Origin of the sequence: Nitratireductor sp. GCM10026969, assembly GCF_042660605.1 — a bacterium.
In the GTDB taxonomy this organism is placed as follows: domain Bacteria; phylum Pseudomonadota; class Alphaproteobacteria; order Rhizobiales; family Rhizobiaceae; genus Chelativorans.
The window spans coordinates 1-12,923 of record NZ_JBHSUM010000117.1 but is presented as its reverse complement, the minus strand read 5'-3'; the positions used below and the strand labels follow the sequence as shown (position 1 = coordinate 12,923).

Below are 12,923 nucleotides of genomic sequence, written 5' to 3'. Positions count from 1 at the left end.
GTCGCCCTGGCCGGTCACTGCGACGGCGGCAGTGCGGCGGGCAAGGCCGTCGACCGTCTCGCCCAACTGGCGCAGCGCCGCCGCACAGTCCGCCCATGTCTGCTCCAGCGACTGACAGGCCGACCCGTCCGCTGCCGTCCGATAGTGATTAAGGACCGAGGCATCCGCGATCTGGCGACCGGTGAGGCTGAATGCCACCGCCTTGATGACAGACGTCCCTGCGTCGATGCCGATGAGGATGTCCGGCTCAGCCATGTGGAAAAATCCGTGTCAATTCATCCTCCCTGGCCGGCGGGTCCGCCTGCCGGCGTCCGCATCGCGCAGAGCGCCTGTCAGTTCCATGCGGTCAACGTCACATAACAGGCTGTGTTAGAAATCTAGTTCACATCACATAAAACAGTCAATGAAATCACACAAGAGGTGGCTGTCGAAGCATATGGTGGGCGGGGCCTCCTGTCGGGCCAGTTCTGCGCATCTGCATAAAATCATCCAGGCGTAAAACTGCGAAGTTTGAGACAAACTGTCGCCATAAAACGGCGTAGACTACCGGAAATAGGGCTTTTCGACAGCTTCTCCCCGTATCGAACCATCGGGACTCCGGCGCCCGGGACGGATGATCTCGCGAGGAAGAGCGTGGAGGAGGCTCGTGGGGAATTCTCGCTCATCTGCAATTCGGCGATTGACAGCGCTCTTGAAATCTAACACTATCCTCACATAAGATATCACAAACTTAACACTGGAGTATGCGCACGCCACCTCGGCCGGTGCCGGTTCGTAACGACCGAGAAAGGGCACGCGGACTTTCCGGGGAGAGTTGTGTGGGAGGAGTTGAGAAGATGGTTTCACCGTTTCACAGGCTGTCCATATCTGCGCGCCCGCACGTCCGGGCGGCGGCCGCGTGCCGGTCGCTTCATTCTTGACCTTTCGAGGACAGCAAGTCGGCACGGCCCGCGTCTTCCCAGGTTGAAAACAGGTCGATAGAGCGTTTCCCCATGAGTTCCCAAACCGACATCACGCAACCGCCGCGCCGAAGCGGGCTCAGCATGAAGGCCGTTCTCGGCGCCGCGGCCGTCGCCGTGCTGGTCGGGGCCATGGCCCTGGATACCGAAGTGGTCGTCATCGGCTCGGAGGAAGACGTGCGGGAAGGGAGCTTCTCGCCCGAGCGCTTCGGCGAGGAGATGTTCCCGCAGATCCGCGAGAGCGTTTTGAGTCGCGCCGTCGATGCGTCCACACTGGCCGAAGCCGTTGCCGAGGATGCGGCCGCCGCTGGTCAGCAGTATGGCGTCGGTGGCGGCATCGGCCCCGTTGTCCCGGTGCGGTTCACCGGGGTGGCGGGCGAGGAGCGCGCCGGCGTCTACACGGTGGCCGTCGAGGGCGTCCCCGGGGAGACGACGATCCGCGTCCAGACCGGTCCGGCGATCAACGGAACGGATCTGCGCGATGCGACCGGCACGATCTCGTTCGGGCAGTTCACCAACCAGATCGAGTATCAGAACGCGGGCGCCGGCATCAACAACGAGATGAAGCGACAGGTCCTGGCCGACATCGACACGGAGAATCTTACCGGCAAGACCATCACCGTCACCGGCGTCTTCAAGCTGATCAATCCGAAGAACTGGCTCGTGACGCCGGTCGAGATGAGCGTCCAATGACGCTGCACGACATGAACGGCGTCCGCGAGAAGACGTCATCCGTCGTTCTCTCGGCGCGCAACATCGCCAAATCGTTCGGCAACATCCACGCGCTCAAGGGCGTGAATTTCGACGTCCATCGCGGCGAGGTCACCACGCTCTTCGGCGAGAACGGGGCCGGAAAATCGACCCTGATGAAGGTCCTGTCCGGCGTCATACAGCCGAGCTCGGGGGAGATCGTGCTGGAAGGGCGGCCGGTCACCTTCCACTCCTCCTCGGAAGCGCGCGACCTGGGCATATCGATCATTCACCAGGAACTGAGCCTCGCGCCCAACATGAACGTTCGCGACAACATCTTCATGGGACGCGAGATCATGGGGCCGGGCGGCGTCGATTACGCGGAGGAGGAAAAGCAGACCAGGGCGCTGATGCGCGAACTGGAGGAAGATATCGATCCTCTGACCCTGGTCGAGGATTTGCGGCTCGGCCAGCAACAGCTCGTCGAGATCGCCCGCGCCCTGTCCGTCAACGCGCGCATCCTCATCATGGATGAGCCCACCTCGGCGCTGAGTGCCTCGGAGGTGGAGGTGCTGTTCAAAGTCGTGCGCGACCTCAAGAGCCGCGGCGTTTCGATTGTCTATATCTCGCACCATCTCGAGGAGGCCCTGCAGATCACCGATCACGCGGTGGTGCTGCGCGACGGCGTGATGACGGCGAGCGCACCGCGCAGCGAAATCAGCCTGGAATGGATCGTCCGCAACATGGTCGGAGAGAACTTCGACCTGGGCTCGCCACCCGAGGGCCACAGGATCGGCGAGGTCGCCCTGTCGATCCGGGACCTGACCGTTCCCGACACAGCGCGGAAGGGCCGCAACCTCGTCGATGGCGTGTCGCTGGACGTTCGCGCGGGCGAGATCGTCTGCATCTACGGGCTGATGGGCGCCGGACGGACCGAGATGCTGGAATGCGTCGCCGGGCGCCTTGCCAATGCTTCCGGCACGGTGAGCCTCCTCGGGCGGGACGTTTCGTCGTTTTCCATCGCCGAGCGGATCGAGGAGGGCCTTGTGCTCGTTCCCGAGGACCGGCAGAGGGACGGTCTCGTCCAGACGATGACGGTCGGCAAGAACCTTTCGCTGGCCAGCATCGGCGCGTTTACCCGCAATTCGATCATCTCGCGGCGCCGCGAACGGTCCCTCGTCGAGCGCGCGATCAAGAACGTGACGATCAAGACCTCCGGCGGGGAGGCCGAGATCGGGTCGCTGTCGGGTGGCAATCAGCAAAAGGTCGTCATCGGCAAGATGCTGGCCACCAACCCGAAGGTCGTCCTGCTCGACGAGCCGAGCCGCGGTATCGACATCGGCGCCAAGGCCGAGGTCTTCCGCCTTCTCGCCGAAGGCGCGCGGCAGGGCCTGGCCGTTATCTTCTCCACCTCCGAGGTCGGCGAGTGCCTGAGCATCGCCCACCGCATCGTCGTCATGCGGCGGGGCCGGATTTCGGCGGAGTTTTCGAGCGACGTGTCAAAAGAAGAAATCATGGCAGCCTCCGGCGAGGCCGTGAACGCCATATAAGAACGCTTACCGGAGTCACCCTATGAGCGACACCACCACAGCCGCGAACCAGGCCAGGGCCGGCATCAGGAGCGCCGATTTCGACATCGTGAAGATGCTCCTGGAAGGGCGGGCCTTCTTCGCGCTGATCGCGATCATCATCACCTTTTCGATGCTTTCGCCGGTCTATTTCTCGGTGAACAACTTCCTCATCATGTCGTCGCACGTGGCCATCTTCGGCCTGCTGGCGCTCGGCATGCTCCTGGTCATCCTTACCGGCGGCATCGATCTGTCGGTCGGCTCGACGCTGGCGCTCGCCGGGGTGGTCGCCGGCTTTCTGATGCAGGGCGTGAGCCTGGAGATGTTCGGCGTGATCCTGTATCCGCCGGTCTGGGTCGTGGTGATCCTGACCTGTGCTGTCGGCGCCTTCGTGGGGTTGATCAACGGCGTCCTGGTCGCATTCTTCAAGGTTCCCGCCTTCGTCGCCACGCTCGGCCTCCTGTACGTGGCGCGCGGCGTCGCGCTTTTGATGACCAATGGCCTCACCTACAACAATCTTGGCGGACGTCCCGAGCTCGGCAACACCGGTTTCGAATGGCTCGGCTTCAACCGGCTTCTCGGCGTGCCGATCGGCGTCGTCGTGCTCGTTGCCGTCGCCGTTCTCTGCAGCCTGCTGCTCAACCGCAGCGCGCTCGGCCGCTGGATCTATTCCACGGGCGGCAATGAGCGCGCGGCCGAATTGTCCGGCGTGCCGGTGAGGCGTGTGAAGGTGACCGTCTACGTGCTGTCCGGCATTTGCTCGGCGATCGCCGGGCTGGTCCTGAGCTCGCAGCTGACCTCCGCCGGTCCGACGGCGGGCACCACATACGAGTTGACGGCCATCGCCGCCGTGGTGATCGGCGGTGCGGCGCTGATGGGCGGCCGCGGCACCGTGCGGGGCACGCTTTTGGGCGCCTTCGTGATCGGCTTCCTCTCCGACGGCCTCGTCATCATCGGCGTGTCTTCCTACTGGCAGACCGTTTTCACCGGTGCGGTCATCGTTCTGGCCGTGCTTTTGAACTCCATTCAGTACCGCGGCCGCCGCCGGGCGGTCGCCGCAACGCCTTCTCCGCAAACCGGGAAAGCTTCCGAGTAATCCGCTTGCGGAAAGTCCGGCCGGGCGACCGGCTTTCCAACAACCCAAAGGGAGTGAAACACCATGCTTACAAGAAGAGCGACCCTGCTGTTCGGCGCCGTGCTCGCGGCAACCCCCCTCATGTCCATGGGCGCCTGGGCACAGGATCAGGGGCTGATCTCGATAATCGTCACCGATCCCTCCAACCCCTACTGGTTCACCGAAGGTGAGGTCGCCAAAGCCACAGCGGAAGAGCTCGGTTACGAGGCGAATGTGAGCGCGCACAAGGGTGACACCAACACCGAGAGCAACCTGATCGACACCGCCATCACCAACCAGGCCAAGGCCATCATCCTCGATCCGGCCAATGCCGATGGTTCGGTCGGTGCCGTGCGCAAGGCGGTCGATGCCGGCATTCCGGTCTTCCTGGTGAACGCCGAGATCAACCAGAGCGGCCTGGCAACCGCTCAGCTCGTCTCCAACAACGCACAAGGGGCGGCTCTCGGTGCCCAGCAGTGGGTCCAGGCCGTCGGCGACGAGGCCAAGTATGTCGAGTTCTTCGGCAACCCGGCCGACAACAACGCTGCCACCCGTTCGAACGGCTACGAAACGGTTCTCAGCCAGTATCCGGGACTCGAGAAGGTTGCCGAGGAAGTGGCAAACTGGGACCGTACCCAGGGCTACAACAAGATGCAGTCGATCATCCAGGCCAACCCGAACATCGACGCCGTGATCAGCGGTAACGACGAGATGGCCCTTGGCGCGATTGCCGCGCTCAAGGAAGCAAACATGCTCGACGACGTCATCGTCGGCGGCTTCGACGGTTCGCCGGACGCGGTCGAGGCCATCAAGGCCGGCGAAATGGCCTATTCGGTACTTCAGCCGGTGGCCGTTTTCGCCGAGGAGGCCGTTCGCCAGGCCGATCACTACATCAAGAACGGCGAGCCGATGGTCGCGGAAGAGAAGCAGCTCTTCGACTGTGTCCTGATCACGCCCGACAACGTCGATCAGTACACCGCGCCCTTCGTTCTCGAAGGCATGAGCAACTGAGCGAACGATGCCCTGTTCCCGGCAGGTCTTTGCAGGCCTGCCGGGACGATCTTGAGCAGCTTGACCCCATACGCTGTTTGGGCTCCATTCAGATGGGGCAGATCGTATATGCCGCCTCCGATCCATTCGACCGCGCAGTGCCTGATGAACGAAAGTAACGTACTCCCCGCGATGGACCGGCTGATGGCCGAGGAAGTGCCGAGCGACTCTCGGCAGGCCCGCCAGTTGGCCCGCCGGCAGATGATCGCCGAGACGGTCATGGCCGAGGGGTCCATGCGGATCGAGGACTTGACGGAGCGCTTCGGCATCAGCCTGATGACGGCGCACCGGGATCTGGACGACCTTGTCGACCGCGGTCTGTTGCGCAAGACCCGCGGCATCGTGTCGGCCGCGCCGACGAGCCTGATCGAGGCGAGCGACGTCTATCGCTCCGTCCGCCAGTCGGCCGAGAAGGCGGCGATCGCCGAGGCTGCGTTCCAGTTCATCGAGCCGGGCCAGGCGATTTTCATGGACGATTCCACCTCCGTGCTCCAGATGGCCAGGCTGGTGCCGGAGAAGGTTCCCCTGACGATCATCACCAATTCGCTGACGCTCATGAACGAGCTGAAGGGGACTCGCGACCTCTCCCTTCTCGGGCTCGGTGGTCAGTTTCACAACTGGTGCAACGCCTTCATCGGCCGCATGACCACGAACGAGATCTCCCGCCTCCGGGCGGACACGCTCTTTCTGTCCATGGCCGCGATCACCGACGACATGGTCTTCCACCAGTCGCCGGAGATGGTCGACACCAAGCGGGCGATGTTCGACGCGTCGGCAAGGCGCATTCTGCTCGCCGATCACTCCAAGTTCGAGCGCCGCGCGCTCTACGGCATGGTGTCCCTGAACGAGTTCGATGTGGTCATCGTCGACGACAGGACGCCGGAGCGGCACCTCGACAGGATGCGGGCCAATGGGATCAACGTGGTGGTGGCACCCGTCACGTAAGTATGTGTCTGCCGGTCCTTTCCGCGCCGCGCCGCGGCGTCCGGACCGTTTCCTGTAACCATCTGGAAAAGGAGTGGGGCGATGCCCAGCCTGCTGGGATTGGACAGCGGCCTGACCGTCACCAAGGCCGTTCTTTTCGACAGCGACGGGACGGAGATCGCCGTTGCCCGGCGGCGGGTGCCGCAGCAGATTCCGCGCCCGCGCCATGTCGAACGCGACATGGACGGCCTCTGGTCGGCCGCCGCCGAGGCGATCGCTGCGGTGATCGCGCAAAGCCGCCGGCCGGCAAGCGACATCGCGGCCGTCGCCGCCACGGCGCATGGCGATGGCGTCTACCTGCTTGATGCGGATCGGAAACCTCTTGGCGCGGGCATTCTCTCGCTCGACAGCCGGGCTGAAGGCCTTGTCGCCGACTGGTCCAAGACCGATCTCTTCGACCGCGCGCTCAAGCTCACCGGTCAGATACCGCACGCCGCAGCGCCCTCGGCACTGCTCGCCTGGATCGCACGGGAGGAGCCGGACCGTTTCGGAAGGATCGCACACATCCTGGCCTGCAAGGACTGGCTGCGGTTCTGCCTGACCGGCACCATCGGCACGGACCGCACCGAAGCCAGCACCGCCTTCGCCGAGCTTGCGACGCAGGACTACACACCGGACGCACTGAAGCTCTTCGGTCTCGAAGCGCTTGCCGGCGCTCTGCCGGCCATCGACCCGCCGGCGGCGGTTATCGGCCATGTCACCGACGCGGCCGCGCGACAGACTGGTCTCGTGGCGGGTACGCCCGTCGCGGCCGGGCTGCACGACGTTACGGCCTCGGCGCTGGGCATCGGCGGGCATCGCGCGGGCGTGGTGGATGTGGTGGCCGGCACCTACTCGATCAACGAGATCGTGTCCGATCGGCCTTGTAGGGATCCGCGCTGGTTCTGCCGCAGCGGCATCGTGCCCGGCACCTGGAACAGCATGTCGATTTCACCGGCCTCGACCACCAATTACGACTGGTTCCTGGAAACGCTCTGCCGGGCGGAAGCGGGCACCGACGACGGCTCCATCCACGAAAGGCTCGCACCAGAAATCCGCGATGCCTTGGAGCGTCGCTCGACGCTGCTTTTTCACCCCTTCCTCTTCGGTTCTCCCCATGGGGCGAATGCCAGCGGGGCTTTCCTCGGGATGCACGGCTGGCACGACCGCGGCGACCTCTTGAGGGCGGTGCTGGAGGGGATCGCCTTCAACCACCGCTATCACGTCGATGCGCTGCGGGATGGATTCCCGTTCGAGGCGGCACGGCTGACGGGCGGCGTGTCGCGCAGTCCGGATTTCGCACAAATGATGGCCGACGTTCTCGGCGTGCCCGTCTCCACGAGCCGCACCGGTGAAGCCGCCGCATGGGGAGCGGCGCTGTGCGCCGGTGCCGCCGTGGGCCTCTTCAAGACACCCTTCGACGATCCGCGCGACCTTGCGGCACTGACCCGGACTTATTCGCCGGACATGAACCGCCACGCGGACTACGACCGGCGCTATGCCGTCTTCGCCGAGGCCGTCGAGGCGCTTCGTCCGGTGTGGCGGAAGCTCGAAGCGCTCGGATCGGAGGGCGAGGCTTGACGAGCGGGACGGACAAGGCCTTCGACGTCGTCATCCTCGGCGGCGGCGTCAATGGTGCGGGGTTGTTCCGCGATTTGTGCGAGCAAGGCGTCGACTGCCTGCTGGTCGACAAGAACGACTTCGGCTCCGGCACGAGCGCTGCGCCGTCGCGCCTCATCCATGGCGGTCTCAAATATCTGGAGACGGGCGAGTTCGGCTTGGTCGCGCAATCGACGCTCGAGCGCAACCTTCTGCTGCGCAATGCGCCGCATCTGGTGCGACCGCTGCCGACGATCATCCCCATCTTTTCCTGGACGAAGGGGACCGGAGCGGCGCTGAGGACCTTTTTCGGCGCCAAAAGCGCGCCGCGCAGCCGCGGTGTCGTTCTCGTCAAGATCGGCCTGGCGCTTTACGATTTCTACGGCAGCCGCAGCAAGGTGATGCCGCGCCACAGCCTCTGGCGCCGGGCGGCTGCGTTGAGGAAGCTGCCGGCACTGACACCCCGGATCGTGGCGGCCTGCAAGTACTACGATGCCAAGGTAACCGCGCCGGAGCGCCTCGTCTGGGAGCTGATCCGCGACGGCCTGGCGGCCAATCCAGGGTCGGAAGCGCGAAACGCTACGAGCCTCGAGGGCCAGCGGGACGGGATCCTTGCTTTCGAAGCCCCCGACGGGGCGGCTTTCACGGTCCGGCCCGGCCTCGTCGTCAACGCGGCCGGCCCCTGGATCGATCGCGTCAACCGCCTTCTGGGCATTTCCGGTAAGCTCATCGGCGGGACCAAGGGCTCCCATATCGTGCTCGACCACGAGGAGCTCGCCCGCCAGCTCGCCGGCCGGATGATCTATTTCGAAGCGGACGACGGGCGCATCTGCCTCGTCTACGAGTATCTCGGCCGTGTACTCGTCGGCTCGACCGACAGTCCCGCCGACGATCCCGACAACGTCCGCTGCGAGGACGAGGAGGTCGACTATTTTCTCGACAGTCTGCGCAGGCTTTTGCCCGGGCTGGCCTTCGACCGCGCGCAGATCGTCTATGCCTATAGCGGGATTCGACCCCTGCCGGCGTCGGACGGCACGGCGCCGGGGCTGATCAGCCGCGACCATTCCGCCCCTTTTGCCGCGCCGGAGGCTGGACGTCCCTTTCCCGTCATATCGCTGGTCGGCGGAAAGTGGACGACATTCCGCGGCTTCGCGGAGGAAGTGGCCGATTCCGTCCTGGAGCGGCTCGGGCGCAAGCGCCGGATCTCGACGCGCGAATTGCCCATCGGCGGCGGCCGCGACTATCCGGCGGATGAGGCCGGTCGCCGACGTTGGGTGACCGATCTCGCCAAGGAGACCGGGTTGCCGGCCGGGCGCGTGGAAACCCTTCTCGAGCGCTACGGCACCACCGCCGCGGCACTCCTGCGGGAGGAGGCTTCGGCCGAGGAGCCGCGTTTCCTCGACGATGTGCCCGATGTCAGTCATGCCGAGATCGCCTGGATCGCGCGGAACGAGGCGGTCGTGCATCTCGGCGACATCGTGCTCCGCCGCACGACGCTCGCGGTGACGGGGCGCCTTACCGCGCATGATCTCGACACGATCTCGCGGATTGCCGGCACCGTGCTCGGCTGGTCGGAAGGGCGTCGGCGATCGGAGCTTGATGAGACGCTCGACACGTTGCGCCGGCGCAACCTTGCACCGCTGTAGGTCGGGATCGGTTCAGGCGGAATCGTCAGTGCGTGCCTTCACCCTCGCCCTTCGACAAGCTCAGGGTGAGGGTGAAGGCAGACCTGCGTCGCCGCCAGCTTTGCGGTCGAAAGGTTGAGCGCAGACGCCAAGCCCTTCATGGTGAGCCTGTCGAACCACATGGTGAGCCCCGAGCTTGCCGAAGGGTCGAACCACGAGGGCGGCTGCTACGCGCGCGGCCTTCGCACCGGCATCTTTCCAGCACCCAAAACAAAAACGGGCAGCCTTCCAGCCACGACGCCTTTCGGAGAGGCTTTCTCGCCGCCTCCAACGTGCTCAGATCAGGCGTTCTGGTGATACTTGGCGTCCAGGGCGTCGATCGCCTTCACATTGCCGGCCGAGCGGCCATTGGGGTCGAAGGTGGAGGCAAGGTAGGCGTCGGCAATGGATTTGGCGAGTTCCGTCCCGATCACGCGTGCGCCCATCGTGATGACCTGCGCGTTGTTGGAAAGCGCGGCACGCTCGGCCGAATAGGTATCGTGCGTCTGGGCCGCGCGGATGCCGGGCACCTTGTTCGCCGACAGGCACACGCCGATGCCCGTGCCGCAGCACAGGATCGCACGGTCATAGGTGCCGTCGAGTACGCCCTGGCACACGCGGTCCGAGAGATTGGCGTAATATTCACTGTCGCCCGAAGGCGGTGTGCTTACCTCGAAAACCTCGAACCCGTCCTTGCCGGACAGATGCTCCGCAAGTGCCTTGGCAAGCGGAGCACCAGCGCTGTCTCCTGCGACTGCAATCTTCATTGAGCCATCCTTTCCTTACATGACACGGGCACAACGCTCCAGAGTGTCGAGATATCCCTTGATGTCCCAGGCGGAGCGCCCGATGAAAAGCCCGTCGATATGCGGGCGGGCGATCAGTTCGCTGCAGTTGTCAGTGTTCACGCCGCCGCCATAGAGGCACGGCAGGCGGCGACCCACAATGGCCTGTGCCACCTCTAGGATAAGGGCGTGGCGCCTGTCGGCATAGTCGGGCGAGGCGGGGGTGCCGTTTTCGCCGATAGCCCAGACCGGTTCGTAGGCCAGGAGGATGGGCCTGGTCTTCTGCGCGCCGTCGAGCCGACCCAACGCCGCCTCGACTTGCGTCGTGAGCACCGTATCGGCGCGGCCCGCCGCCTTGTCCTCGGCGGTCTCGCCGATGCAGACCAATGGGACCAGCCCGTGCCGCACCGCGGCCTCCGTCTTCAGCCCGACCGTCTCGTCGGTCTCGCCGAAATGCGCCCGCCGCTCGGAGTGGCCGAGTTCCACCAAGTCGAGGCGGCAATCAGTCAGCATCTCGGCGGAGATTTCGCCGGTCCAGGCGCCGGGCTCGGCCCAGTGCATGTTCTGTGCGCCGACCTTGATATCGGTTTCGGCGAGCGCAGCCTTGACCTCGCGCACGGCGGTGAAGGGGGGAATGACGAAGCGCTGGATACGCGGATCACCCCGCGCATGGAGGAGTCCACTGGCGAACGCCATCGCCTCGGAGAGTGTCTTGGTCATCTTCCAGCTCGTACCGATCCAAGCCTGCGGCGTATCCGCCATGCCTACTCCTCTTCCGCGAAATAAAGCCTGACCCCCTGGTCCAGCAGCGCCCTGGCCTTCGTCTCGGGCAGGGCTCGTGTCGTCACCACCCCGTCGAAGACGTCCAGAGTGGTCATGAGATGCAGCGCCGTGCGCCCGAACTTCTCGTGGTCGACCATGAGGAAGCGCCTCGCCGACGAAGCAATCATCCGGCGCTTGACCTCGAGGACCTCCTGGTCCTGGTGAAATACCGTTCGCCCGTCGATGGCGGAGCTGGACAGGAGCACGATATCGGCGCGCAGGTTCTCGAGTGCGGCCAGCGCCAGCACACCGAAGAAGCCGTTGAACTTGCGCGAATAGGTGCCGCCCACCGTGATCAGCTCGATCCCGGATACCCCGGACAACCCCTCGATGATCGCCAGGTTGTTTGTGATGACCGAGAGAGGTCGCTTGTTGACGAGAAAGGGCACGAGGTTCTGGGACGTCGAGCCGTCGTCGATCATGACGCTCATGCCCGGCTCCAGAAACCGCGCCGCGCGCCGCGCGATCTGCCGCTTTTCCTTGGCCGCCTGGCGGGCACGGTAGCGGAAATCGCTTTCGAATTGGCCGCTCGCCTCGATGGTCGCGCCGCCGCGCACCTTGCGCAGGAGGCCTTCCTTCTCGAGTTCGTCGAGGTCGCGATGGATGGTCATCTTGGAGACGCTGAAGCGCTGGGAAAGCTCCTCCAGCGAGGCTGAGCCCACCTCGACGAGCATCTCGACGATGTCGTGTTGACGATCTTCCGGCTTCACCTGCGGCGCCTTTCTATTCCTCGAAACCATAACACCTTCCGCGTGACATGCAACACAAAAGATGTGATTTTGAGATTTTATATTGTGGTTTTTATCATAAGTTACTAACGTCACGTCGAACCCGTGGGAGATCTGGAGTGGAGACCTGCACATGAATCAACACAGCCGCGCGCTGGCACGGGCCAGTGGCAATGCTGCTCAGTTCGCGCTCGCCAACTGCATTCGCACGCTGTCGATGGACGCCGTTGAGGCCGCCCAGTCCGGGCATCCGGGTGCGCCGATGGGGCTGGCGGAAGCCGCGACCGTCCTTTGGACCCGACATCTCAAATTCGACGCCTCTCGCCCCGACTGGCCGGACCGCGACCGTTTCGTGCTTTCGAACGGGCACGGCTCCATGCTGCTTTACAGCCTGCTTTATCTCACCGGCTTTCAGGACATGCCGCTCGACGAGCTCAAGCGCTTCCGCCAATGGGGCGCCAGGACGGCAGGCCACGCAGAATACGGCCATGCCGCGGGCGTGGAAATTACCACCGGTCCTCTGGGGCAGGGGCTCGCCGGCGCCGTCGGCATGGCGATCGCCGAGCGTTCGCTCGCGGCCGGCTTCGGGGATGAGATCGTCGACCATCGTACCTGGGTTTTCTGCGGCGACGGATGCCTCATGGAAGGCATCAGCCAGGAGGCGATCAGTCTCGGCGGTCATCTCAGGCTCGGCAAGCTGACGGTCCTTTATGACGACAACGCGATCTCGATCGACGGGGACACGGCCAAGGCCTTCACCGAAGACACGCGTGGGCGCTTCGAGGCGGCGGGCTGGCAGGTTCTCGCCTGTGACGGGCACGATGTCGAGGAAATCGACCGTGCCATCGAGGCGGCGAAGGCCGAGGCCGCCCGCCCGACGCTGATCGCCATGAAGACGGTGATCGGCCTCGGTGCCCCCAACAAGGCGGGCAAGGCTTCCGTGCACGGCGCGCCGCTGGGCGAGGACGAGCGGACGCTCGC

At 64.6% G+C, this 12,923-nt stretch carries 11 protein-coding genes and 1 pseudogene; 8 read left to right on the top strand and 4 right to left on the bottom strand.

Annotated elements, in window-relative coordinates:
• Positions 1-255 (bottom strand): FGGY family carbohydrate kinase (locus ACFP9U_RS18825; RefSeq protein WP_378623810.1); only part of this gene is annotated, 255 nt, incomplete at its 3' end.
• Positions 256-992: 737 nt separating this feature from the next.
• Here ACFP9U_RS18825 and ACFP9U_RS18820 point away from each other — a divergent pair.
• The 7 genes from ACFP9U_RS18820 to ACFP9U_RS18790 all read left to right on the top strand — a co-directional run bounded on the left by ACFP9U_RS18820 (position 993) and on the right by ACFP9U_RS18790 (position 9,589).
• On the top strand, positions 993-1,652 hold the full coding sequence (locus tag ACFP9U_RS18820) for a DUF2291 family protein (protein ID WP_378623808.1): 660 nt from the start codon (positions 993-995) through the stop codon (positions 1,650-1,652).
• An 11-nt stretch (positions 1,653-1,663) separates the two neighbouring features.
• Entirely contained in the window at positions 1,664-3,199 is a 1,536-nt protein-coding gene (locus ACFP9U_RS18815) for a sugar ABC transporter ATP-binding protein (protein WP_378623813.1), read from the top strand.
• 22 nt (positions 3,200-3,221) lie between these two features.
• On the top strand, positions 3,222-4,313 hold the full coding sequence (locus tag ACFP9U_RS18810; RefSeq protein ID WP_378623807.1) for an ABC transporter permease: 1,092 nt from the start codon (positions 3,222-3,224) through the stop codon (positions 4,311-4,313).
• A gap of 63 nt (positions 4,314-4,376) precedes the next feature.
• Positions 4,377-5,342, top strand: coding sequence for a D-ribose ABC transporter substrate-binding protein (locus tag ACFP9U_RS18805; RefSeq protein WP_378623805.1), 966 nt, complete (start codon positions 4,377-4,379; stop codon positions 5,340-5,342).
• A 144-nt stretch (positions 5,343-5,486) separates the two neighbouring features.
• Complete coding sequence (locus ACFP9U_RS18800; RefSeq protein ID WP_322453506.1) at positions 5,487-6,326, top strand: DeoR/GlpR family DNA-binding transcription regulator; 840 nt, start codon at positions 5,487-5,489, stop codon at positions 6,324-6,326.
• Between the two features lie 81 nt (positions 6,327-6,407).
• Positions 6,408-7,925 (top strand): FGGY-family carbohydrate kinase, encoded by a 1,518-nt coding sequence (locus ACFP9U_RS18795; RefSeq protein ID WP_378623803.1) that lies wholly within the window; start codon positions 6,408-6,410, stop codon positions 7,923-7,925.
• On the top strand, positions 7,922-9,589 hold the full coding sequence (locus ACFP9U_RS18790) for a glycerol-3-phosphate dehydrogenase/oxidase (protein ID WP_378623802.1): 1,668 nt from the start codon (positions 7,922-7,924) through the stop codon (positions 9,587-9,589). The genes ACFP9U_RS18795 and ACFP9U_RS18790 overlap by 4 nt, the downstream gene beginning before the upstream one ends.
• 320 nt (positions 9,590-9,909) lie before the next feature.
• On the opposite strand, the gene ACFP9U_RS18785 is transcribed toward ACFP9U_RS18790, so the two are convergent.
• From ACFP9U_RS18785 to ACFP9U_RS18775, 3 genes are read right to left on the bottom strand one after another with little or no spacing between them, the layout of a single operon-like run.
• Positions 9,910-10,374, bottom strand: coding sequence for an RpiB/LacA/LacB family sugar-phosphate isomerase (locus ACFP9U_RS18785; RefSeq protein WP_322453503.1), 465 nt, complete (start codon positions 10,372-10,374; stop codon positions 9,910-9,912).
• Between the two features lie 15 nt (positions 10,375-10,389).
• Positions 10,390-11,154 carry a triose-phosphate isomerase gene (locus tag ACFP9U_RS18780; protein WP_378623800.1) on the bottom strand — a complete coding sequence of 255 codons (765 nt, stop codon included), beginning with the start codon at positions 11,152-11,154 and terminating at the stop codon, positions 10,390-10,392.
• A gap of 2 nt (positions 11,155-11,156) precedes the next feature.
• Complete coding sequence (locus ACFP9U_RS18775) at positions 11,157-11,924, bottom strand: DeoR/GlpR family DNA-binding transcription regulator (protein ID WP_378623811.1); 768 nt, start codon at positions 11,922-11,924, stop codon at positions 11,157-11,159.
• Between the two features lie 151 nt (positions 11,925-12,075).
• On the opposite strand from ACFP9U_RS18775, the pseudogene ACFP9U_RS18770 reads away from it, so the two are divergent.
• Positions 12,076-12,923: pseudogene (locus ACFP9U_RS18770) on the top strand (transketolase); the annotation flags it as partial.

Excerpts from the sequence above, each read along its gene's own strand:
- ACFP9U_RS18820 (WP_378623808.1), top strand. The coding sequence starts at position 993 with ATGAGTTCCCAAACCGACATCACGCAACCGCCGCGCCGAAGCGGGCTC.
- ACFP9U_RS18805 (WP_378623805.1), top strand. The coding sequence starts at position 4,377 with ATGCTTACAAGAAGAGCGACCCTGCTGTTCGGCGCCGTGCTCGCGGCA.
- ACFP9U_RS18795 (WP_378623803.1), top strand. The coding sequence starts at position 6,408 with ATGCCCAGCCTGCTGGGATTGGACAGCGGCCTGACCGTCACCAAGGCC.
- ACFP9U_RS18800 (WP_322453506.1), top strand. The coding sequence starts at position 5,487 with ATGAACGAAAGTAACGTACTCCCCGCGATGGACCGGCTGATGGCCGAG.
- ACFP9U_RS18780 (WP_378623800.1), bottom strand. The coding sequence starts at position 11,154 with ATGGCGGATACGCCGCAGGCTTGGATCGGTACGAGCTGGAAGATGACC.
- ACFP9U_RS18815 (WP_378623813.1), top strand. The coding sequence starts at position 1,664 with ATGAACGGCGTCCGCGAGAAGACGTCATCCGTCGTTCTCTCGGCGCGC.
- ACFP9U_RS18810 (WP_378623807.1), top strand. The coding sequence starts at position 3,222 with ATGAGCGACACCACCACAGCCGCGAACCAGGCCAGGGCCGGCATCAGG.
- ACFP9U_RS18785 (WP_322453503.1), bottom strand. The coding sequence starts at position 10,374 with ATGAAGATTGCAGTCGCAGGAGACAGCGCTGGTGCTCCGCTTGCCAAG.